Consider the following 24,361-nt stretch of genomic DNA (forward strand, 5'->3'; position numbering starts at 1 on the left):
TAATAAATTTAAATAGGAGAAAATAATGAGCTTTATTTCAAATTTTTTTAAAAAAAAAGACGCTCATTTAGATAAAAAAATAAAAATTTATTCACCAATTTCAGGTAAAATTATTCCTATAGAAGAAGTTCCAGATATAGTTTTTTCAAAAAAAATTGTAGGAGATGGAATAGCTATAAAACCTACAGATAATAAAATAGTTTCTCCAATTGACGGAACTATAGGAAAAATTTTTAAAACTCTACATTCTTTTTCTATTGAATCATATTCAGGTATTCAAATTTTTGTACATTTTGGAATAGATACAGTAAAACTAAATGGAGAAGGATTTCGATCGTATGCAAAAGAAAACCAAAAAGTAAAAAAGGGAGAATTAATTCTAAAAGTAAATTTAGAATTATTAAAAAAAAAAGCAAAATCTATTATTACTCCTATAGTAATATCAAATATGGAAGAAATAAAAAAAAAAAAAAAAAAAGGTCTAGTAAAATCTGGAAAAAATGTAATTATGTATATCAATAAAAAATAAAAAAAATATCTAAACGGCGTTTAAACGCCGTTTAAAAATTTTAAAAATAAAAAACTCACCAATTTTATTTTTAAAATTTTATTAAAATTATATTAAAAAAAATTTTTTAGGTTTTTGTAACTAAAAATACCTTTAATCGATATATATCTAAAAATAAAGTTCTTAATTTTAATAATTCCTTTTTTATATAAAAACCTTTAAATCCTTCTTTAATAACAAACTTGACTGAAACAGCACTTAAAATAAAAAAAACAATCTTAAAAAAATTTCTTATTTTGTATTTTTTTAAGAAACAATTACATTCCTTAAAAAAAATACAATATTCACTTAAAATTCCAATTTTAATTACTTTATTTGGATTTCTCCAAACATTTATACGATCAAACAAAATAACTATATCTTTAGAACTAAGAAAAAATATATTATGTAATAAAAAATAATTTTCTGAAACTATTAAAGATAAATTTTGAATATAAATAGGAACATTTAATCTTTTTAACATATTTTTTACTAAATTAATTTGAAAATCAGAATAATTTTTTTTATTTTTTATAAAACTAAATATATTCTTATAATAAAAAAAAAATTGACAAATAAAAGAAAAACGAATATCTAATTTAAAATTACTTTTTGAAAAATTAGACAATGAATATAAAAAATAATCTCCTAAATTATTATTACAACAATTTCCACAATTTAATTTTATATTATATAAATGATAAATTTCTGGAAAAAGAACAGAAAGCGCATTACATTTTTTTAAAACATAAAAATAAATATGTGGAGAATTAGTTATTAATGCTTTTTTTGTTTCATTCCATATTCTATGAGAAGTTAAAAAAGATATTTCTCCAGTTTTTGTAATAGATTTCATAAAAACCATAGTTTTTTTTTCTATACGAAAACCTAAATGTGAAAATTGAGCAGCAAATCGAGCAGTTCTTAATATTCTTAATGGATCTTCTTTAAAAGCTTTAGAAACATGTTTTAATAATCTTAATTTAATATCTCTTCTTCCGTTTAAAGGATCAATAAAATTACCATTTTTATCCTGAGCAATAGCATTTATTGTAAGATCTCTTCTCATTAAATCTTCATATAAAGTGACATTTTTTGAATAATTAGTACTAAAACCAGTATAACCAAAACCAAATTTTTTTTCAGTTCTAGCTAAAGCGTATTCTTCAAAAGTTTTTGGATGTAAAAAAACTGGAAAATCTTTTCCAACTTGCTTAAATTTATTTTTTTTTAATTCTTTAGGTGTAGAACCTACAACAACCCAATCTCTATCTTTTACTGGTAAATTTAACAAAAAATCTCTAACAGCACCTCCAACTAAATAAATTTTCATTAATTTTCCTAAAAAATTTAAAAAAATAATATATAAAATAATCGTAATTTAAAAAATTATAATAGTAAAAAAAAAATTACTTAATTTTAAAAAAATAAATTAAAATTTAAAAAAAATTTAAATTATTAAAAAAATTAATAAAAATTACCAATTAACTAAAAAATAGTTATAAAAAAAACATTAAAAAATAATATTAAACTTAAAAAAAAATAATAACATAATCTTTTTTTAATAAAAATTTATAATATTTTCAATATTTTTATATAAAATTTTAATAAAATTTTTAATAAATTTTTAATTTTGGATTTACTATAACATTAAAATTCGATTGAATTTCATTACATTGATATTTTAACATTCCAACATATGCTATCATTGCTCCATTATCTGTACAAAATTCAGGTTTAACAAGAAAAACTTCACCATTATATTTTCTTATCATATTTTTTAATTTTTTTCTTAATTCTTGATTAGAACTAACTCCTCCAGATATTACTAAACGATTAATATTGGTAATTTTAATAGCTTTTTCACATTTATTAACTAAAATATCAGTAACAGATTGTTCAAAAGCATTAGAAACATCAGCTCGAAATTGAAAATTTATATTATTTTTTTTTTTAATAAAATTAATTACTGAAGTTTTAAGACCAGAAAAACTAAAATTTAAATTATTTTTATTTATCATAGGTCTAGGAAAAAAATACTTATTTAAGACTCCAAATTTAGCAATTTTTGAAATTTCAGGACCTCCTGGATATTTTAAATTTAAATATTTAGCAATTTTATCAAAAGCTTCACCAGCACTATCATCTATAGATTTTCCTAATAAAGTATATTTTCCTATTTTATGAGCATAAATTAATTCAGTATGTTTTCCTGAAACTAATAATGCTAAAAAAGGAAAAATAGGACACTTTTTTTCCATCATCACAGATAATAAATGCGCTTCCATATGATTTACTAAAATTGTAGGAATACCTAAAGAATAAGCTAAAGCAGTTCCAAAAGTTGCACCTACTAATAAAGATCCAACTAATCCAGGTCCAGAAGTATAAGCTATAGCATTAATACTATTAATATTAAATTTATCAGTACTTTTTAAAACTTTATTTATTAAATTAGAAATACTTAATACATGTTCTCTAGCTGCTATTTCAGGAACTACTCCTCCATACTTATTATGAATAAATGACTGACTAAATAACTTATTTATTAATAAACCATATTTACTATCATATACAGCAATTCCTGTATCATCACAAGATGTTTCAATTCCTAAAATTTTCATATTTTACCTAAAATTTAAAAAAATTTATTTTTATAAATGATTTAAGCGTTTAAATTTGATAAACTATTCTATATTAATAAAACAAAAAAATCTTATTAAGAAAAAATATGCCTATAATAAAAATTCGTGAAAATGAACCATTTGATGTTGCATTAAGACGCTTTAAAAGAGCATGTGAAAAAGCTGGAATTTTATCAGAAATAAGAAGAAGAGAATGTTATGAAAAACCTACAACAGAAAGAAAAAGAGCAAAAGCATCTGCAATAAAAAGATTAGCAAAAAAATTATGTAGAGAAAATTTAAAAAGAGAAAGAATGTATTAAAAAAATTATAATAATGAAAATAAAAGAAAAATAAAAAAAAATAAAAAAAAAAAAAAATAAAAATACCAAATTACCGTTCATTTAAAATAAGAACGGTAATATAAATAATATTTTTATATATTATACTTATTTGAGGCATATGACTGGAAAAATTCCAAAACTGTTTATAAATGAACTGCTTTTAAAAACTAACATAATAGATTTAATAAAATCTAAAATACCTTTAAAAAAAAAAGGAAACAATTATCAAGCCAAATGTCCTTTTCATAAAGAAAAAACACCATCATTTATTGTAAATTATGAAAAACAATTTTATCATTGTTTTGGATGTAATTCACATGGAAATGCAATTGATTTTTTAATGAACTATAACGGATTAAAATTTATAGAATGCATAGAAGAATTATCAATTTTAAATAATATTAATATTCCATATAAAAAAAGTAATGAAAAAATTTTTAAAAAATATAAAAAAAGAAAACGTTTATATAAAATAATGAAAAATATTTCTTATATATATCATAAAAATTTTAATAGAAATAGCTCAAAAAAAATTATAAATTATATAAAAAAAAGAGGAATTAAAAAAAAAATAATAAATTTATTTTTAATAGGATATTCAAATCTTATTACTTTAAAAAAAATACTATATACTCAAGAAAAAATTTTTAATAAAAAAGATTTATTAGATTCAGGAGTTATTAACATTAATTACTCTGGTTTAAAATATGATAGATTTAATAATAGAATTATCTTTCCAATTAGAGATAGACATGGAAGAATAAATGGATTTGGAGGTAGATTATTAAAAACAAATAAAAATTTTCCAAAATATATAAATTCTCCAGAAACAAAAATATTTCATAAAAAAAAACAAATTTATGGACTATATGAAATTTATAAAAAAAAAAATAATTTCAATTATTTAATTGTAGTTGAAGGTTATTTTGATGTAATTTTACTTACTCAATTTAAAATAAAAAATTCAATTTCTATTTTAGGTACATCATTAACTACAGATCATTTAAAAATTTTATTCAACATAACTAAAACAATAATTTTTTGTTATGATGGAGATAAAGCAGGAAAAAATGCTTCTTGGAATGCATTAATAAAATCTCTGCCATATTTATATGAAGATAGAAATATAAAATTTATTCTTCTTCCAAAAAATGAAGATCCTGATTCAATAATAAAAAAAGAAGGAACTGAAAATTTTAAAAAAAGAATTAAAAAAGCATTATATATGTCAGAATATTTATTTAAAAAATTAATAAAAAAAAATAAAATTTTTAGCATAGAAAAAAAAAAAAATTTTATTCATAATGCATTATCTTTAATTAATACCATTCCAAGTAAAACTTATAAATTTTTTCTATATAAAAAATTAGGAGAAAAAATTGGAATTACAGATGAATATCACTTAAATAATATCTTAAAAATAAATAAAAAAAAAAAATTAAAAATAAAAAAAGAAAAAAAATATAATTCAATCAAAGTATTAATAAGTTTGATTATTCAAAATCCTCATTTATATAAATTAGTTTTAAAAAATAAAAAAATATTTAAAATAAAAAAAAAAGGAATTTTGCTTTTTTTAAACATTATTAAAAAATGTAAAAAAAATAAAAAAATAAATACAGGTATTTTATTAGAACAATATAGAAAAAAAAAAGAATTTTTAATATTAAAAAAATTAGCAAAATGGAATAATATGATTAATAAAAAAAAAGTAAAACAAACTTTTTTAGAACTATTTAATCACTTACAAATAGAAATGCTTAAAAAAAAAATGGAAAAATTAATATTAAAAGAAAAAGAAAAAGGTTTAAAAAAAAAAGAAAAAATAAAATTATGGTTAATAAAAAAAAAAATAATGAAAAAACAAAAAAAAATTTAAAAAAAAGACTTAATTATAATTTAAATTTAAATAAGTAAATTATTTTTAGAAAAAACTTTATTATAATTAAAATTAATAGTGGATATTATCTTATGGATTCAAACCCAAAATCACAGCTTAAAGCTCTTATTACTCATGGTAAAGAGCAAGGATTTCTAACTTTTGCTGAGATTAATGATCATTTACCAGAAGATATAGTTGATTCAGAACAAATTCAAAATGTAATTCAAATGATTAATGATATGGGAATTCAAGTAGTAGAAAAAATACCTGATTCAGATGATTTAATTCTGAATAATTCTAATAATAATACAGATGAAGATGAAGTAGAAGCAGTTACACAAGTTCTTTCTAACGTAGAAACAGAATTAGTAAGAACAACTGATCCAATAAGAATGTATATGAGAGAAATGGGAACAGTTGAGTTATTAACTCGAGAAGGAGAAATTAAAATAGCTAAAAAAATAGAAAAAGGAATAAAACAAATTCATTCTTCAGTATTTAAATATCCTAAATCTATTAAACATATTTTAAAACAATATAATTATATAAAATCTGGAAAAATTAAATTATCAGATATTATTATAGGTTTTTTAGATAAAAAAATTAAATATAAAAAAAAAAGAAAAAAAATCACTCATTCAAATTTAGAAAATTACATTATCAAAAAAAAAAATTATGAAAAAAATAAAAAAAAGAATAATGAAGAAGAAAATATTGATAAAAAATTAGCAAAAAAAAGATTCTCTCAATTAAAAAATCAATATATTATTACAAAAAAGATAATAAAAGAAAAAAAAATAAATCACAAAGATTCTATTAAAGAAATTAAAAAACTTTTTTTCATTTTTAAAAAATTTAAGTTAGCACCTAAACAATTTAATTATTTAATTAAAAAAATAAATTATATAATAAAAAAAATTCGAATTCATGAACTATTTTTAATAAAAATATGTACAAAAAAATGTAAAATTCCAAAAAAAATTTTTATGAAATTATTTTTAAAAAATGAAACGAATAAAAAATGGTTAAATATAGCTAAAAAAATGAATAAAAAATGGAGAAAAAAATTAAATAAAATAGATAAAATAATAAAACATAATATTTATCAATTAATTAAAATTGAAAAAAAATCAAAATTAAAAATAAATAAAATAAAAAAAATACATAAAAAAATAATCGTTGGAAAAAATAAAGCTAAATATGCAAAAAAAGAAATGGTTGAAGCAAATTTAAGATTAGTAATATCAATTGCAAAAAAATACACTAATCGAGGATTACAATTTTTAGATTTAATACAAGAAGGAAATATTGGTTTAATGAAAGCAGTAGATAAATTTGAATATCGAAGAGGATATAAATTTTCTACATATGCAACTTGGTGGATTAGACAAGCAATTACAAGATCAATTGCAGATCAAGCAAGAACTATTAGAATTCCAGTTCATATGATAGAAACAATTAATAAATTAAATCGTATATCAAGACAAATACTTCAAGAAATTGGAAGAGAACCTACACCTGAAGAACTTTCAGAAAAAATGTTTATTTCAGAAGAAAAAATAAGAAAAGTACTTAAAATTGCTAAAGAACCTATATCTATGGAAACTCCTATAGGAGATGATGAAGATTCTCATTTAGGAGATTTTATTGAAGATACATCTCTAGAATTACCATTAGAATCAGCAACTTCAAAAAGTTTAAAAAATGCTACTCAAAATATTTTATCTAGTTTAACTCCTAGAGAAGCTAAAGTATTAAGAATGCGTTTTGGAATTAATATGAATACTGATCATACATTAGAAGAAGTAGGAAAACAATTTGATGTAACTAGAGAAAGAATTAGACAAATAGAAGCAAAAGCATTAAGAAAATTAAGACATCCAAGTCGTTCTGAAATATTAAAAAGCTTTTTAGATGATTAGAAAAATAAAAAAAAATGTTTTTTATTTAAAAAAAATATTAAAATATAAAAAATATCGTTAACAATAATTAAATATAATTATTGTTAACAAAATATTTAAAAAAAATTTAATTTTTTTTACATTTTATATAATTTTAAAAAAATCTGAAAAAAGAAAAATATTTAAAAAAAAATAAGAAAAAAAAAAATAAAAGAAAAAAAATATTTCTACTTAATTTTATTTTTTTAAATTAGCTTGATAAAAAGCCAAATCAAAATTAATAGGATCTAAATTTAAAGAAGGAAATCCACCTTTAGAAGTTAAATTAGATATACATTCCCTAGCATATGGAAATAAAATATTAGGACAATATACTCCTAAAAAATGAGGTAACTCTTTTTCCATAACTTTTTTAATATAAAAAATACCAGATTGATAAACTTGACATGAAAATATTGATTTAAGTTCAACATTAACTTTTACAGTAATTTTTAATGTTACTTCAAACAAATTCTTTTCTAAATCATTACAAATAGTATGAAAATCACAAGAAATCTTTGGTTTCCAAGGTTCTTTAAAAATACTAGGAGAATATGGAGATTCAAAAGAAATATTTTTAACATAAATTTTTTGAATTTGAAATTTTGTTTCACCCTTTAATTTTTTTATTTTTTTTTCTAACATAAATTTATCTCTATGTAAAAATAACTTAAATTAATAATATATTTAATAAATCTTAAAAATTTTTTAATTTAAAAAAAAAAAAAGAAAAAAGATAAAAAAATAAAGTTTCTAAATTATTAAAATAAAAAAAATTTAAAAAATAAAAAATTATAATTTTTTCTTATAAAATATAAATAAAAAATAAAATTTTTATAAAAAATAAAAATTATAATAATTTATAAAATTAAAAAAATATAAATAATATTAAAAAATAATATATATAAAAATTTAAAATTTAAAAAAAATATAAAATAAATAATAAAATATAAAAAAATTCTAATATTTATTAAATTTTTTTAATTTCATTTTTTATATACATTTTAGATTTAAAAATTTCTTTTAAAACTTTAATTTTAGAAGTTCCACCTTGAGAATTTTTTCTTTTTAAACTATTTTTTAAATTTATATATTTATATACATCATTTTCTATTAATTTACAAAATTTTTTAAAACTAGAAAGTGATAACTGAGATAATCTTTTTTTTTTTTTAATAGAATATAAAACAATTTTTCCAGTAATTTTATGAGATTTTCTAAAACTAACTCCTTTAAAAACTAAATAATCAGCTAAATCAGTTGCATTAGAATAACCTTTTTTAGAAACTTTTTTACATATTTTATTATTAATTTTTAAACCTAAAATAACAATTTTAGACATTTTTAAACAATTTTTCCAAACATTTAAAGAACGAAATAAACTTTCTTTATCTTCTTGCATATCTTTATTATAAGCTAATGGTAAACCTTTTAATAAAACTAAAATATTCAATAAACATCCATAAACATATCCTGTTTTTCCTCGAATTAATTCTAATGAATCTGGATTTTTTTTTTGAGGCATTAATGAAGATCCAGAAGTCACTGAATCTGATAATTCAATAAAATTACATTCTCCTGAATTAAAAAAAATTAAATCTTCTGAAAATCTAGATAAATGCATCATACTTATAGAAGCAATAGAAAGTAATTCTATTACATAATCTCTATCAGAAACACTATCAAGACTATTATTACTAGTTTTAGAAAAACCCATTAAAGAAGCTAAATATTTTCTATTAATTTTCCATCCAGTTCCAGCTAAAGCTCCACATCCTAAAGGACTTACATCTATTCTTTTTAAACAATCTTTTAAACGTTCAAAATCTCTTTTCAACATCTCAAAATAAGCTAAACACCAATGAGAAAATAAAATTGGTTGTGCTCTCTGTAAATGAGTATAACCTGGAAAAATAGAAGAAATATTTTTTTCAGCAATAAAAATTAACGAATTTTGAAAATTAATAATATTTTTTTTTATTAAATAAATAAAATCTTTACACCATAATCTTAAATCTGTAGTAACTTGATCATTTCTACTTCTTCCAGTATGTATTTTTTTTCCAACATCACCTAACATATAAATTAATTTCTTTTCAACCCAAGAATGAATATCTTCTGAATCACTTAATAAAATTTTTTTAGGATTATCTTTAATTTCTTTAAAAATAAAATTTAATGCAGTTTCTAATTTTTTTTGATCTGATAATGTAATAATATTACTTTTTAAAAGTATTTTGGACCAAGCAATCGAACCTTTTATATCTTGTTTAATTAAAATATAATCTATTTTTAAAGAATTATTAAAACTTTTAAAAAAATTATTCTGATTTTTTGAAAAACGACTACCCCAAAGATTCATTTTTTTATTTCCATTTATTAAAATTATAAATTATACAATTTAATTTTTTAAATAATAATTAATAAATTTATAATATATTTTATAAAATTACTTTTTTTTAATTGATCGAATTTTAGAAGAAAGAGAAAATAAGTTAATAAAACCAGAAGCGTTAGATTGTTTATATACAGAATCTGATCCAAAAGTAGAAAAAGATTTTGAATATAATGAATTTTTTGATTTTTTTTTAACAGCACATACCATACCTTTATATAATTTTAAAACTACTGTTCCTGTTATCATCTTTGATAAATTTTCTGAAGATACTTGAATAGATTTCCTAATTGGAGTAAACCAACAACCATTATAAATTACATGTGACATTTCTAATGCTAATTTTTCTCTCCATTTCATACATTCTTGATCTAAAACTAATTGTTCTATTGCTCTTATTGCTTCATACATAATTGTCCCTCCAGGAGTTTCATAACATCCTCTAGATTTTAAACCAATCAATCTATTTTCTACTATATCAACTCTCCCAATTCCATGCAAAGAACCTAATCTATTTAACTCTTTTAAACATTGAAAAGGAGTTTTAAATTTATTATTAATAGATAATATACAACCATTTTCTATATATAATGAAACATATTCTGGAATATTAGGAGAATCTTCTACATTTTTTGTCCAAACCCAACAATCTTTTGTAGGTTCATTCCATAAATCTTCTAAAATTCCACCTTCTGTAGAAATATGCCAAATATTTTCATCTCTACTATAAATTTTTTTTAAAGTTGAAGTAGTAGAAATATTTTTTTCATTTAAATATACTAATAAATCCTCTCTAGATTTAAATTTCCATTCTCTCCATGGAACAATAACCTTTAATTCAGGAGACAAAGAAGAATAAGCCATTTCAAATCTTACTTGATCATTTCCTTTTCCAGTAGATCCATGAGCTAACGCTTGAGCTCCAATTTTTTTAGCTAATTCAACTTGAGCTTTAGCAATAATTGGTCTTGCAATAGCTGTTCCTAAAAAATATTTTCCTTCATATAATGCACCTATTTTTAATAAAGGATAAATATAGTTTTTAACAAAAATTTCTTTTAAATCAATAATTTCACATCCAACTGCTCCGGAAGAAATAGCTTTTTTTTCTATTCCATTCAAATCATCTCTAGATTGCCCAACATCTGCTACAAATGCAAAAACATCAAAATTATAATTTTCTTTAATCCAAGGAATAATTGCTGAAGTATCTAATCCACCAGAATATGCCAAAACTACTATTTTTTTTTTCATAAATACTCTCTAATAAAAATTTATTAATAAAAAAATTATCCAAAAAAATATTAAAATGTTTATTTTTTTTAAAAAAATTAAAAATTACAAAAAAAATATTTAAAATAATTATTTAAAATATTTAAATTTTTTTTAAAATATTACATAAAGAAAATATAAAATTTAATTTATTTAAAGTATATAAATGAAAATCATATACACCTTCTTTATATAATTCATTAATCATATTTATTGAAATATTCATACTAATTAATCTTTTTTCTTTATTATTTTGATTGGATTTTAAATACAAAGATTTTAACCATTCAGGAACATAAATGTTTGAAACTAAACAAAATTTATAAACTTGATTAAAATTATATATAGGTAAAATTCCAGGTATAATTTTTGCATTTATTCCAATTCCTGAACATTTATCTCTAAACCTTAAAAAATTTTCTATATCAAAAAAAAATTGAGTAATAGCTTGAGAAGCACCAGAATCAATTTTTTTTTTTAAATTTAATAAATCAAATTTAGCGCTTTTTGCTTCTGGATGTACTTCTGGATAAGCAGCTACAGAAATATCAAAATTTGCAATTTTTTTTAATAAAACTACTAAATCTAAAGCATATAAATTAGGCTTTTTTGATTTTTCTAAATAATCTCCTCTTAAAGCAATAATATGCTTAATTCCTAAATTTAAATATTTTAAAGCAGTTTTTTTTAATTCTGTTTTATTTTCATAAACACAAGTCATATGCGGAACAGAATCTAAATTTGTATAATATCTTATTTGATTAACAAAATTATAAGTTTTTAATCTATTTCCATTATTTTCTCCATAAGTAACAGATATAAATTTAGGATTAAATAAACTTAATTTTTTTATTTTAATCCAAAAACTTTTATTTATTTTATTTTTTGATGGTGGAAAAAATTCAAAAGATAAATTAATTTTTTTATTAAAAATGTTTTTATTATTAAAAACATTTTTTTTAAAATTAAAATTTTTTTTTAATAAATTCATTATTTTTCTCTCAATAAATCATTTTTTTTAATTACAAAAAATAAATAAAAATATATAAAAATTTTTTACATTTAATATATAAAATAAAATATTTTTTTAAAACATAAAAAAATAATTTTATCTTTAATTTTCTTAAAATTTTTTATTAAATTAATTTAAAAAAATAAATCTTTTTTTTAAGTATTTGATTTTTTATAAAAAAAAACGTAAAATACATTTATTATAATATTTAAAAAATTTTCAGCCGGCTTAGCTCAGAAGGTAGAGCAACTGACTTGTAATCAGTAGGTCACCAGTTCAATTCCGGTAGCCGGCATAAATTAAAAATTTTTATAAAAAATATAAAAATTTAAATAAATGGTGAGATTCCCGAGCGGCCAAAGGGAGCAGACTGTAAATCTGACGTCATTCGACTTCGAAGGTTCGAATCCTTCTCTCACCAAAAAAATTATGCGAGCATGGTATAAAGGCTATTACCTCAACCTTCCAAGTTGATAATGTGGGTTCAATTCCCACTGTTCGCTCAAAATATTTCTTAAAAAAATGCTAAAAAAATATTTAGCTGGTATGGCTTAATTGGTTAAAGCGCACCCTTGGTAAGGGTGAGATCCCCAGTTCAAATCTGGGTATCAGCAATTTCATCTCTTTTATTATTTCTAAAAAATTTTCATTTTTTTTAAAATCTTATTTCAGGATTTCTTATGAAATCTAATATTTTCAATAAAATAAATTTAATTTTAAAAAAAAAAATAATATATTTCTATATTTTTTTTTTTATTTTTATTCTTTTTTTAATATTTAAAAATTATTTTTTTAAGAAAAAAATACAAAATATAATAATATTTATATTTTTAATAACATTTATTACCTCATTATTAATATATAATAAAAATTTTCAAAAATTACTATCTATAATTAAAAAAATAAAAATTGAATTAAAAAATATTTCTTGGCCTACAAAAAAAGAAACTTTAAATACAACTTTTATAATTATTTTAATAAGTTTATTAATATCAATTGTTTTATGGATATTAGATAACATAATATTTTATTTAATATCTTTTATTACTCAATTATAAGAAAATACTTCAATGAAAAAAAAAAACTAAAAAAAAAAAAATGGTATGCTATACAAATTTATTCAGGATTTGAAAATAAAGTTGTAAAATCTATAAAAGATCATATTAAAAAGAAAAATCTAAAAAAAATCTTTGGAAAAATTTTAGTACCTTCAGAAGAAGTAATTGAAATAAAAAAAGGTAAAAGAAAAAAAAGTGAACACAAATTTTTTCCAGGATATGTTTTAATTAAAATGATAATAAATGAAATAAGTTGGCATTTAATTAAAAGTATCCCAAAAGTAATCGGTTTTATTGGAGGAACTTCAGAAAATCCATTTCCTATTCGAACTAAAGAAATAAATTTAATTAAGAAAAAGTTAAAAAAAATTGGTAATAAACCTAGACCAAAAACATTGTTTGAACCAGGAGAAAATGTTAGAGTAAAAAATGGACCATTTTCAGATTTTAATGGAACTGTTGAACAAGCAGACTATGATAAAAATAGATTAAAAGTTTCAATTTCTATATTTGGAAGATCTACTCCTGTAGAATTAGATTTTAATCAAGTAGAAAAATATTCTTAAAATAAAATAAGGAAAAAAAATGAAAAAAAAAATTACTTCATATATAAAACTTCAAATTCCAGCTGGACAAGCTAATCCAAGTCCTCCAGTAGGTCCTGCATTAGGTCAAAAAGGACTAAATATAATGGATTTTTGTAAACAATTTAATTCTAAAACAAGTAAATTAGAAAAAGGAATTCCAATACCAGTATTAATAACTGTTTTATCTGATAAAACATTTACATTTATCACTAAAACTCCACCAGCATCAATATTATTAAAAAAATACGCAGGTATTAAATCAGGATCTAAAAAACCAAATTTAGAATTCGTTGGTTCAATATCTATGTCAAAAATAAAGGAAATAGCACAAATAAAAAAAGAAGATATGACAGGGTCAAATTTAAAAAAAATTAGTAATTCAATTATAGGAACTGCAAAATCTATGGGTTTAAAAATAAAAAACTCTTAAAATATGAAAAATAAATATATTATAAAATCAAATAAAAAAAAAATAAATCAAATAAAAAATATAGAAGAAGCAATTTCAATTTTAAAAAAAAATTCTAAAAAAAATTTTATAGAAAGTTGTGATGTTGTAGTTATGCTAGGAATAAATACAAAAAAAACAGATGAAAATGTAAGAGGATTTACAGTATTACCAAATGGAATAGGAAAAAAAATTACTGTTTTAGTATTTGCTCATGGAGAAAAAGCTGAAGAAGCAAAAAAAGCAGAAGCAGATTTCATAGGAATGGAAGATTTAGTAAAAAAAATTAAAAGAAAAAAAATTAAATTTGACGTTGCCGTAGCAACACCAGAATCTATGAAAACAATAAGCGTATTAGGATCTATTTTAGGACCAAAAGGTTTAATGCCAAATTACAAAATGGGAACTGTTACTTCAAAAATTTTTGAAACAGTAAAAAAAATAAAAAATGGACAAATAAGATATAAAAATGATAAAAATGGAATAATACATACATCTATAGGAAAAATTAATTTTTCTAAAAAAGAAATAAAAGAAAATTTAATAAGTTTTATTAATACATTAAAAAAACAAAAACCAAATCATATAAAAGGAATATATTTTAAAAAATTATTTTTAACAACTACAATGGGAAAATCTATTGAAATAAATCAATCCGAAATTGAATAAAATATTAATAGATTTTTTTTTAAATTAAATATTAAAATATCCTAGTTTCTTAATTAATTTTTCTATATTTTAGTTAGAAATTAGGTTTTTACATTTTAATTTTAAAAATCTTATACATTTTTCTAAAAAATTTTCTACAAATTTCAAGAAATAATTATAAAGGATTTTTAAAAAAAAATCTAGGAGTAAAAATGTCTATTAATATTAAAAAAAAAATGGAAATAGTAAAAAGAATTAATAAAATATCAAACTATGCATTGTCAGCTGTAGTTGCAAACTCAAATAAAATAAATGTTAATAAAATAAATAATTTAAGAAAAGAAGCAAGAAAAGAAGGAGTGAAAATTAATATTGTAAAAAATACTTTATTAAAAAAAGCTATAAAAAATACTCCTTTTGAGTGTTTAAAAAAAATTTTAAAAAATTTTACTTTAATAGCTTATTCTATTAATCACCCTGGAAGTGCTGCAAAACTATTATATTTATTTTCTAAAGAAAATAAAACTTTCAAAATAAAAGGAGCTGCTTTTGAAGGAAAATTTATTAATCCAAAAAAAATAAAAAAATTATCTTTAATTCCTACATATAAAGAAGCGATACAAAAACTAATAATAATTATAAAAGAATTAGCAATAGGAAAATTAGTACGTTTATTAATGTCTATTAAAAAAAAAAAAGAAGATAAATAAATATATTAAATTTAGGAAAAAAAATGTCTATTACTAAAGAAGAAATATTAGATACAATTTCAAAAATGTCAGTTATGGAAATTATGGAATTAATTAAATCTATGGAAAAAAAATTTGAAGTATCTTCTAATATTTCTGTAAACAATACTATTCCAAAAATAGAAAAAAAAATTGAAAAAACAGAATTTGATGTTCATATTAAATCTATAGGAAAAAATAAAGTTTCTGTAATAAGAGCAGTTAGAAGTTTAACTACTTTAGGATTAAAAGAAGCCAAAGATTTAGTAGAATCTGCACCAGTTCTTTTAAAAGAAAAAGTTAATAAAGAAGAATCAGAATCTTTAAAGAAAACTTTAGAAACAGCGGGAGCTGAAGTAGAAATTAAATAAAAAAAATATTAATTATTTTTAATAATATTTTTTCTAAAAAATAAAGCTGGTGAAAAAAATCACCAGCTCTTTTATAAAATTTTTATATAAAAATATAAAACTAATAAATTTTATTTAAAATTTTTAAAAAAGTTATAAAAATTTCACAAATAAAACTTTTATAAATAGAGAAATAAAATGGTTTATTCTTATACAGAAAAAAAAAGAATTAGAAAAGATTTTGGAAAAAATCCAAAAATTTTAGATATTCCTTACTTGTTATCTATTCAAATAGATTCATTTAAAAAATTTATTGATCAAAAAAAAAATAATTCTAATGGAATTGAATCAGCATTAAAATCAGTTTTTCCTATTAAAAGTTATAACGAACATGCTGAAATTCAATATGTAAAATATAGATTAGGAAAAAAAAGTTTTAATGTTTTAGAATGTCATACTAGAGGAACAACATATTCTGTTCCATTAAGAGTAACACTACGTTTAATAATATATGAAAAAGATTCGTTATCCAATAAAAAAATAAAAGATATAAAAGAACAAGAAGTATATATGGGAGAAATTCCATTAATGACAAAAAATGGAACATTTATTATTAATGGTACAGAGAGAGTAGTTGTATCTCAATTACATCGAAGTCCAGGAGTATTTTTTGATAGCGATAAAGGAAAAACTCATTCTTCAGGAAAAATTTTATATAGCGCAAGAATTATTCCTTATAGAGGATCTTGGTTAGATTTCGAATTTGACCCAAAAGATAATCTATTCGTTAGAATTGACAGAAGAAGAAAATTTCCTGTAACAATTTTATTAAAAGCTTTAGGATATAATACAGAAGAAATATTAAATATATTTTTTAAAAAAACTTCTTTTAAATTTTATAATTCTAATATAAAAATGAAATTAGTTCCAAAAAGATTAAGAGGAGAAATATTTTTTTTTAAAATTCAAAAAAATAACAAAATTTATTTAAAAAAAAATCAAAGAATAACAGCAAGACACATAAAAAAATTAATAAAAAACAAAATAAATTCTATAAATGTTCCTATTGAATATATTATAGGAAAAGTTTCTTTAAAAAATTATTTTGATAATAAAAATAAAATAATAATTTCTGCAAATTCTAAATTTACTCTAAATGCAATAAAAAAAATAAAAAAAAACAATATTAATAGTATTAAAACAATATTTACAAATGACTTAGATCATGGATCTTATATTTCAGAAACGTTAAATATTGATTTAACAAAAGATCATAATGAAGCTTTAATAGAAATTTATAGAATGATGAGACCAGGAGAACCTCCAACAAAAGAAGCAGCAAAAAATTTATTTAAATCTCTTTTTTTTTCAGAAGAAAGATATGATTTATCTTCTGTAGGAAGAATGAAATTTAATATGTCTTTATCGAAAAAAAATCACTCTGGAAATAATATTTTAAATAAAAAAGATATTGTTAATGTAATAAAAAAATTAATAAAAATTAGAAACGGAAAAGGAGAAGTAGATGATATAGATCATTTAGGAAATAGAAGAGTACGTTCTGTAGGAGAAATGACTGAAAATCAATTTAGAATAGGATTAATTCGAGTAGAAAGAGCAGTAAAAGAAAGATTATCTATAAGTGATGTAGATACTTTAATGCCTAAAGATATGATTAATGCAAAACCAATTTCAGCAGCAATAAAAGAATTTTTTGGATCTAGTCAATTATCTCAATTTATGGATCAAAATAACCCTCTTTCAGAAATTACACATAAAAGAAGAATTTCAGCATTAGGAATTGGAGGATTAACAAGAGAAAGAGCAGGATTTGAAGTAAGAGATGTTCATCCTACTCATTATGGTAGAGTATGTCCAATTGAAACCCCAGAAGGTCCAAATATTGGATTAATAAATTCTTTATCAGTATATGCTCGAACTAATAAATATGGATTTTTAGAAACTCCATATAGAAAAGTAAAAAATGGATATATTACAAATAAAATAAAATATTTATCTGCAATTGAAGAAGGAAATTTTATTATTGCACAAGCAAATATAAAATTAAATAAAAAACAAAAAATAATAAATAAATTAATAAATTGTAGATACAAAAATGAATTTGGTTTATTTAAAAAAAAACAAATTAATTATATGGATATATCTAATCAACAAATTGTTTCTGTAGGAGCTTCTTTAATACCATTTTTAGAACATGATGATGCTAATCGTGCTTTAATGGGTGCAAATATGCAAAGACAAGCAGTACCAGTAATAAAAGCAGAAAAACCACTAGTTGGAACTGGAATGGAAAGATCAGTAGCAATAGATTCAGGAGTGACAGTTATTGCTAAAAGAAGTGGAAAAATTCATTATGTAGATTCATCTAAAATTGTTATAAAAGTTGATAAAAAAGAAATTAAAAAAAATGAATCTGGAATAGATATTTATCATTTAATTAAATTTAAAAGATCTAATCAAAACACATGTATTAATCAAATTCCTTGTATTAGCTTAAATGATAAAATAAAAAAAAATGACGTATTAGGAGATGGACCAGCTACTGATCTTGGAGAATTAGCTTTAGGTCAAAATATGAGAGTAGCATTTATGCCATGGAATGGATACAATTTTGAAGATTCAATATTAATATCAGAACAAGTTGTTCAAAAAGATAGATTTACAAGTATACATATTCAAGAATTATCTTGTATTTCTAGAGATACTAAATTAGGTTCAGAAGAAATTACTTCAGATATACCAAACATAAGCGAATCATCTTTATTAAAATTAGATGAATCAGGAATTATTTATATTGGAGCAGAAATAAATGGAGGAGATATTTTAGTAGGAAAAGTAACACCTAAGGGAGAAACTCAATTAACTCCAGAAGAAAAATTACTTAGAGCTATTTTTGGAGAAAAAGCATCTGATGTAAAAGATACTTCTTTAAGAGTTCCAAACGGAATAATAGGAACTGTAATAGATGTACAAATTTTTACTCGAGATGGAATTAAAAAAGATAAAAGAACTCTAGAAATTGAAGAAATGAAAATTCAACAACTTAAAAAAAATCTCTCTGAAGAAAAAAAAATTTTTAAAATAGGCTTATTTAGACAAATTAAAATAATTTTAATAAAATCAGGAATTTCATATAAAAAATTTAAAAAAATACCTTTTAAAAAATGGTTTTATATAAAATTAAAAAATAATAATTTTAAAAAAGAAATAGAAAAATTAAAAAATCAATATTATTCACTTAAAAAAAAATTCAAAAAAAAATTTATAGAGAAAAAAAAGAGAATTAAAAAAGGAGACGATTTATCTCCAGGAATATTAAAAATTGTAAAAGTATATTTAGCTGTAAAAAGATATGTTCAAACTGGAGACAAAATGGCAGGAAGACATGGAAATAAAGGAGTAATATCTAAAATAAATCCTGTAGAAGATATGCCTTATGATAAAAATGGAAAACCTATAGATATTGTATTAAATCCATTAGGAGTTCCCTCAAGAATGAATATTGGACAAATATTAGAAACTCATCTAGGAATGGCAGCTAAAGGAGTTGGAGAAAAAATAAATAAAATATTAAAAAAAGAAAAAAGAATAAAAAAATTACGTAATTTAATGAAAAAAACATTTAATATTGGTTATGATAAACGACAAAAAGTAAATATTAAAAAATTTTCTGATCAAGAAATATTATGTTTAGCAAAAAATTATAAAAAAGGAATACCAGTTTCTACACCAGTTTTTGATGGAGCAAAAGAAAAAGAAATTAAAAAATTTTTAAATTTTGGAGGTTTTCCATCTTCTGGAAAAATTGATTTATTTGATGGAAGAACAGGAGAAAAATTTGAAAGACCTATAACTGTAGGATATATGTATATATTAAAATTAAATCATTTAGTTGACGACAAAATGCATGCTCGTTCAACTGGATCATATAGTTTAGTAACTCAACAACCTTTAGGTGGAAAAGCTCAATTTGGAGGACAAAGATTTGGAGAAATGGAAGTATGGGCATTAGAAGCTTATGGAGCATCATATACATTAAGAGAAATGCTTACAGTAAAATCAGATGATGTAAGTGGAAGAACAAAAATGTATAAAAATATTATTGATGGAAATCATAAAATGGAACCTGGAATGCCAGAATCATTTAACGTTCTTATAAAAGAAATTCGTTCCTTAGGAATTAATATAGAATTAGAAAATTAAAAAATAAATTAAAAATAAATTAATTTTAAATTAAAATAATACTATAAAATAGGAAAAATTTTTGAAAGATCTATTTAAATTTATTAAATTAAAAAATAAATCCGAAGATTTTAATGCAATTAAAATCTCTCTATCTTCTCCAGAAATCATACGATCTTGGTCATATGGAGAAGTTAAAAAACCAGAAACAATAAACTACAGAACTTTTAAACCTGAAAGAGATGGATTATTTTGTTCAAGAATTTTTGGACCTATAAAAGATTATGAATGTTTATGTGGAAAATATAAAAGACTAAAACATAGAGGTGTAATATGTGAAAAATGTGGAGTAGAAGTTACAAAAAGCAAAGTAAGAAGGGATAGAATGGGACATATAGAATTAGCTTCTCCAATAGCTCATATATGGTTTTTAAAATCACTACCTTCTCGAATAGGTCTTTTACTTGATATGCCATTAAGAGATATAGAACGAGTTTTATATTTTGAATCATATGTAATTATTAAAAATGGAACAACTAAATTAAAAAAAGGAATGGTTTTTAATGAAGAAAAAAATATTGAATTAATAGAAAAATATGGAGATGAATTTCAAGCTAAAATGGGTGCAGAAGCAATTCAAATTTTATTAAAAAATATTAATTTAAAAAAAAAATGCAAAAGTTTAAGAAAAGAGTTAAAAAAAACAAATTCTGAAACAAAAAAAAAAAAAACTACAAAAAGAATAAAACTAATAGAATCTTTTATTCAATCTAAAAATAAACCAGAATGGATGATTTTAACAGTTCTTCCAATACTTCCTCCAGATTTAAGACCATTAGTTCCATTAGATGGAGGAAGATTTGCTACATCTGATTTAAACGATTTATATAGAAGAGTAATTAATCGAAATAATCGTTTAAAAAGATTATTAGAGCTTTCAGCTCCTGAAATAATTATTAGAAATGAAAAAAGAATGCTTCAAGAATCAGTAGATGCATTATTAGATAATGGAAGAAGAGGAAGGGCTATAATTGGATCAAATAAGAGACCTTTAAAATCATTAGCTGATATGATAAAAGGAAAACAAGGAAGATTTCGTCAAAATTTACTTGGAAAAAGAGTAGATTATTCAGGAAGATCAGTAATTACAGTAGGTCCATATCTTAAACTTAATCAATGCGGATTACCAAAAAAAATGGCTTTAGAATTATTTAAACCGTTTATATATGGTAAATTAGAATTAAAAAATCTAGCTAATACTATTAAATCTGCAAAAAAAATGGTAGAAAAAGAAGAATCTGTTGTATGGGATGTATTAGATGAAGTTATTAAAAAACATCCTATTTTATTAAATAGAGCACCTACTTTACATAGATTAGGAATACAAGCTTTTGAACCAATATTAGTTGAAGGTAAAGCTATTCAATTACATCCATTAGTATGTGCTGCTTATAATGCTGATTTTGATGGAGATCAAATGGCTGTACATATACCATTAACAATAGAGGCTCAAATAGAAGCAAAAAATTTAATGATGTCTACTAATAATATATTATCTCCAGCTAATGGAGAACCAATTATTGTTCCTTCACAAGACGTAGTGCTTGGATTGTACTATATGACTAGAAAAAAAATTAATGGAAAAGGAGAAAACATGATTTTATCTAGCCCTAAAGAAGCCGAAAAAATATATCAATTAGGGTTAGTAGATTTACATTCAATAGTAAAAATTAGAATTACCGAATATGAAAAAAAAAATAAAAGAATAAAAATAAAAAAAAAAAAAATAACTAAAACAACAATAGGAAGAGCAATTTTATGGATGATAGTACCTAAAGGTTTACCTTTTTCTATAGTTAATAAAACATTAAGAAAAAATACTATATCATCAATGATAAATAAATGTTATAGAATTTTAGGAGCTAAAAAAACAGTAATTTTTGCAGATAAAATAATGTATACAGGATTTTCTTATGCAGCTAAAGCAGGATCTTCAGTAGGAATTGAAGATATGAAAATTCCTAAAAACAAATCTAAAATTATTAATGAAGCTGAAATAGAAGTATTAGAAATACAAGAACAATTTCAATCAGGATTAGTAACAGCTGGAGAAAGATATAATAAAGTAATAGATATTTGGTCTACTGCTAATGAAAAAGTGTCTAAATCAATGATGAAAAATTTATCTATAGAAAAAATTATAGATAAAAAAGGAAAAAAAACTAAACAAATTTCATTTAATAGCATTTTTACTATGGCAGATTCTGGAGCAAGAGGTTCAGCAGCTCAAATAAGACAATTAGCTGGAATGCGAGGATTAATGGCTAAACCAGATGGATCAATAATAGAAACACCAATAACAGCTAATTTTAGAGAAGGATTAAACGTTTTACAATATTTTATTTCTACACATGGAGCTAGAAAAGGATTAGCAGATACAGCATTAAAAACAGCTAATTCAGGTTATTTAACTAGAAGATTAGTAGATGTTGCTCAAGATCTTGTAGTCACTGAAAAAAATTGTAAAACTAAAAACGGAATAACAATGACTACTTTAATAGAAGGAGGAAATATAAAAGAACCTTTAAGAGAAAGAGTTTTAGGAAGAATATCTCTTAAAAATATATATAAAAATTATTCTAAAAAAATCTTAATAAAAAAAAATACTCTTTTAAATGAAGAATATTGTGATATTTTAGAAAAAAATTCTATTGATAACATAAAAGTTCGTTCGATTGTACATTGCGAAACAAATTTTGGAGTATGTGCATACTGTTATGGAAGAGATCTTGCAAGAGGAAAATTAGTAAAAAAAGGAGAAGCTATCGGAGTTATCGCAGCTCAATCTATAGGAGAACCTGGTACTCAATTAACTATGAGAACTTTCCATATTGGAGGTGCCGCATCTAGAGCAGCTACAGAATCTAATATACAAGTAAGAAATGAAGGAACTATAAAATTAAATAATTCTAAATTCGTAATAAATTCTTCAGGTAAAACAGTTATAACAGCAAGAAATGTAGAACTTCAAATACTTGATTCTTCTGGAAGAAAAAAAGAAAATTACAAAGTTCCTTATGGAGCTATCTTAGAAAAGAAAGATGGAGAAAAAGTATATTCTCAAGAAATAGTAGCTGTATGGGATCCTCACACTATTCCAGTTATTACAGAAGTGAATGGATATATAAAATTTATAGATATGTTAGATGGTCAAAGTATAACAAGAAAAAAAGATAAAATAACTGGATTATCATCTATAATTATTTTAGATATATCTGAAAGAACAACTCTTGGAAAAGATTTAAGACCATCTTTAAAAATTATTAATGATAAAGAAGAAGAAGTATTTATTCCTGGAACAAATATGCCTGCTCAATATTTTTTACCTGGAAAAACTATTGTTCAATTAAAAAATGGAATGAAAATTAGATCTGGAGATACATTAGCAAGAGTTCCTCAAGAATCTGTTAGTACAAAAGATATTACAGGAGGACTTCCAAGAGTAGCTGATTTATTTGAAGCAAGAAAACCTAAAGAACCAGCTATTTTAGCAGAAAAAAGTGGAATTATTTCTTTTGGAAAAGAAACGAAAGGAAAAAGAAGATTAATTATTACTACTTTAAATAAAGAAAAAAATTATGAAGAAATGATACCAAAATGGAGACAATTAAACGTTTTTGAAGGAGAACGCGTAGAAAAAGGAGATATTATTTCAGATGGTCCAGAATCTTCACATGATATATTAAGATTAAGAGGAATTCAATCTGTTACTAGATATATTGTAAATGAAGTTCAAGAAGTATATAGATTACAAGGAGTAAAAATCAATGATAAACATATTGAAGCAATAATTAGACAAATGTTAAGAAAAGCAACAATAATTGATCATGGAGAATCAACATTTTTAAATGGAGAACAAATAGAATATTCTAGAATTAGAATTTCTAATAAAAAACTAAAAAAACAAAATAAAAAAATAATATCTTATGATAGAGATTTATTAGGTATAACAAAAGCATCTCTTGCCACAGAATCTTTTATATCTGCTGCATCTTTTCAAGAAACTACAAGAGTATTAACTGAATCATCAGTAGCTGGAAAAATAGATGAATTAAGAGGATTAAAAGAAAATGTTATTGTAGGAAGATTAATTCCTGCTGGAACTGGATATAAATATCATCAAGATAGATTATTTAAAAGAAAATTTAAAAAACCTAATTCTAAAAAAAATAAAAATCAAAAAAAACAAATTAGTGTAGAAGAAGCATCAGCAAATTTGTCAGAATTATTAAATTCTAATAATTTATAAAAAAATAACAAAAA

18 protein-coding genes and 4 tRNA genes are annotated in these 24,361 nt (G+C 21.4%); 16 read left to right on the forward strand and 6 right to left on the reverse strand.

Features of this window, described 5'->3' with window-relative positions:
- Window positions 1–34 precede the first annotated feature (34 nt).
- Window positions 35–529 (forward strand): PTS glucose transporter subunit IIA, encoded by a 495-nt coding sequence (crr, locus tag M5J13_RS00295; RefSeq protein ID WP_436835303.1) that lies wholly within the window; start codon window positions 35–37, stop codon window positions 527–529.
- Between the two features lie 106 nt (window positions 530–635).
- Here crr and M5J13_RS00300 read toward each other — a convergent pair whose 3' ends face one another.
- Both M5J13_RS00300 and tsaD read right to left on the reverse strand, forming a co-directional pair.
- Window positions 636–1,880, reverse strand: coding sequence for a tRNA CCA-pyrophosphorylase (locus M5J13_RS00300; protein WP_252837340.1), 1,245 nt, complete (start codon window positions 1,878–1,880; stop codon window positions 636–638).
- A gap of 283 nt (window positions 1,881–2,163) precedes the next feature.
- Window positions 2,164–3,171: a tRNA (adenosine(37)-N6)-threonylcarbamoyltransferase complex transferase subunit TsaD gene (gene tsaD, locus M5J13_RS00305; protein ID WP_252837341.1), complete on the reverse strand. Its 1,008-nt coding sequence runs from the start codon at window positions 3,169–3,171 to the stop codon at window positions 2,164–2,166.
- 107 nt (window positions 3,172–3,278) lie between these two features.
- Between tsaD and rpsU the strand changes: the two genes are divergently transcribed.
- From rpsU to rpoD, 3 genes are all read left to right on the forward strand, one after another.
- A complete protein-coding gene (gene rpsU, locus M5J13_RS00310; RefSeq protein ID WP_252837342.1) occupies window positions 3,279–3,494 on the forward strand; it encodes a 30S ribosomal protein S21 in 216 nt (71 codons plus the stop codon).
- Between the two features lie 139 nt (window positions 3,495–3,633).
- Window positions 3,634–5,394 carry a DNA primase gene (dnaG, locus tag M5J13_RS00315; protein ID WP_252837343.1) on the forward strand — a complete coding sequence of 587 codons (1,761 nt, stop codon included), beginning with the start codon at window positions 3,634–3,636 and terminating at the stop codon, window positions 5,392–5,394.
- 92 nt (window positions 5,395–5,486) lie between these two features.
- Window positions 5,487–7,319 carry an RNA polymerase sigma factor RpoD gene (rpoD, locus tag M5J13_RS00320; protein ID WP_252837344.1) on the forward strand — a complete coding sequence of 611 codons (1,833 nt, stop codon included), beginning with the start codon at window positions 5,487–5,489 and terminating at the stop codon, window positions 7,317–7,319.
- Between the two features lie 216 nt (window positions 7,320–7,535).
- Here rpoD and secB read toward each other — a convergent pair whose 3' ends face one another.
- The 4 genes from secB to M5J13_RS00340 all read right to left on the reverse strand — a co-directional run bounded on the left by secB (window position 7,536) and on the right by M5J13_RS00340 (window position 11,995).
- Complete coding sequence (secB, locus tag M5J13_RS00325) at window positions 7,536–7,982, reverse strand: protein-export chaperone SecB (protein ID WP_252837345.1); 447 nt, start codon at window positions 7,980–7,982, stop codon at window positions 7,536–7,538.
- A gap of 325 nt (window positions 7,983–8,307) precedes the next feature.
- Window positions 8,308–9,699: an argininosuccinate lyase gene (gene argH / locus M5J13_RS00330; protein ID WP_252837346.1), complete on the reverse strand. Its 1,392-nt coding sequence runs from the start codon at window positions 9,697–9,699 to the stop codon at window positions 8,308–8,310.
- 87 nt (window positions 9,700–9,786) lie between these two features.
- The gene (locus tag M5J13_RS00335) at window positions 9,787–10,986 is read right to left on the reverse strand and encodes an argininosuccinate synthase (RefSeq protein ID WP_252837347.1); all 1,200 of its coding nucleotides are present in this window, start codon (window positions 10,984–10,986) and stop codon (window positions 9,787–9,789) included.
- 121 nt (window positions 10,987–11,107) lie between these two features.
- Complete coding sequence (locus M5J13_RS00340; protein WP_252837348.1) at window positions 11,108–11,995, reverse strand: methylenetetrahydrofolate reductase; 888 nt, start codon at window positions 11,993–11,995, stop codon at window positions 11,108–11,110.
- 243 nt (window positions 11,996–12,238) lie between these two features.
- Between M5J13_RS00340 and M5J13_RS00345 the strand changes: the two genes are divergently transcribed.
- The 12 genes from M5J13_RS00345 to rpoC all read left to right on the forward strand — a co-directional run bounded on the left by M5J13_RS00345 (window position 12,239) and on the right by rpoC (window position 24,347).
- Window positions 12,239–12,311 (forward strand) — tRNA-Thr (locus M5J13_RS00345).
- 43 nt (window positions 12,312–12,354) lie between these two features.
- Window positions 12,355–12,437, forward strand: a tRNA-Tyr gene (locus tag M5J13_RS00350).
- Window positions 12,438–12,447: 10 nt separating this feature from the next.
- Window positions 12,448–12,519, forward strand: a tRNA-Gly gene (locus M5J13_RS00355).
- 37 nt (window positions 12,520–12,556) lie between these two features.
- Window positions 12,557–12,630, forward strand: a tRNA-Thr gene (locus tag M5J13_RS00360).
- 66 nt (window positions 12,631–12,696) lie between these two features.
- Window positions 12,697–13,074 carry a preprotein translocase subunit SecE gene (secE, locus tag M5J13_RS00365; RefSeq protein ID WP_252837349.1) on the forward strand — a complete coding sequence of 126 codons (378 nt, stop codon included), beginning with the start codon at window positions 12,697–12,699 and terminating at the stop codon, window positions 13,072–13,074.
- A complete protein-coding gene (nusG, locus tag M5J13_RS00370) occupies window positions 13,071–13,640 on the forward strand; it encodes a transcription termination/antitermination protein NusG (RefSeq protein WP_252837499.1) in 570 nt (189 codons plus the stop codon). The genes secE and nusG overlap by 4 nt, the downstream gene beginning before the upstream one ends.
- Window positions 13,641–13,659: 19 nt before the next feature.
- On the forward strand, window positions 13,660–14,091 hold the full coding sequence (rplK, locus tag M5J13_RS00375) for a 50S ribosomal protein L11 (RefSeq protein WP_252837350.1): 432 nt from the start codon (window positions 13,660–13,662) through the stop codon (window positions 14,089–14,091).
- Window positions 14,092–14,094: 3 nt separating this feature from the next.
- The gene (gene rplA, locus M5J13_RS00380) at window positions 14,095–14,778 is read left to right on the forward strand and encodes a 50S ribosomal protein L1 (protein WP_252837351.1); all 684 of its coding nucleotides are present in this window, start codon (window positions 14,095–14,097) and stop codon (window positions 14,776–14,778) included.
- Window positions 14,779–14,969: 191 nt separating this feature from the next.
- A complete protein-coding gene (rplJ, locus tag M5J13_RS00385) occupies window positions 14,970–15,467 on the forward strand; it encodes a 50S ribosomal protein L10 (RefSeq protein WP_252837352.1) in 498 nt (165 codons plus the stop codon).
- Window positions 15,468–15,490: 23 nt separating this feature from the next.
- Complete coding sequence (gene rplL / locus M5J13_RS00390) at window positions 15,491–15,856, forward strand: 50S ribosomal protein L7/L12 (RefSeq protein ID WP_252837353.1); 366 nt, start codon at window positions 15,491–15,493, stop codon at window positions 15,854–15,856.
- 177 nt (window positions 15,857–16,033) lie between these two features.
- Window positions 16,034–20,059 carry a DNA-directed RNA polymerase subunit beta gene (rpoB, locus tag M5J13_RS00395; protein WP_252837354.1) on the forward strand — a complete coding sequence of 1,342 codons (4,026 nt, stop codon included), beginning with the start codon at window positions 16,034–16,036 and terminating at the stop codon, window positions 20,057–20,059.
- Between the two features lie 61 nt (window positions 20,060–20,120).
- The gene (gene rpoC, locus M5J13_RS00400; protein WP_252837355.1) at window positions 20,121–24,347 is read left to right on the forward strand and encodes a DNA-directed RNA polymerase subunit beta'; all 4,227 of its coding nucleotides are present in this window, start codon (window positions 20,121–20,123) and stop codon (window positions 24,345–24,347) included.
- Window positions 24,348–24,361 lie beyond the last annotated feature (14 nt).

The sequence above is a fragment of the Buchnera aphidicola (Periphyllus lyropictus) genome, from assembly GCF_024029895.1.
Taxonomy (GTDB): Bacteria; Pseudomonadota; Gammaproteobacteria; order Enterobacterales; family Enterobacteriaceae; genus Buchnera_J; species Buchnera_J aphidicola_BA.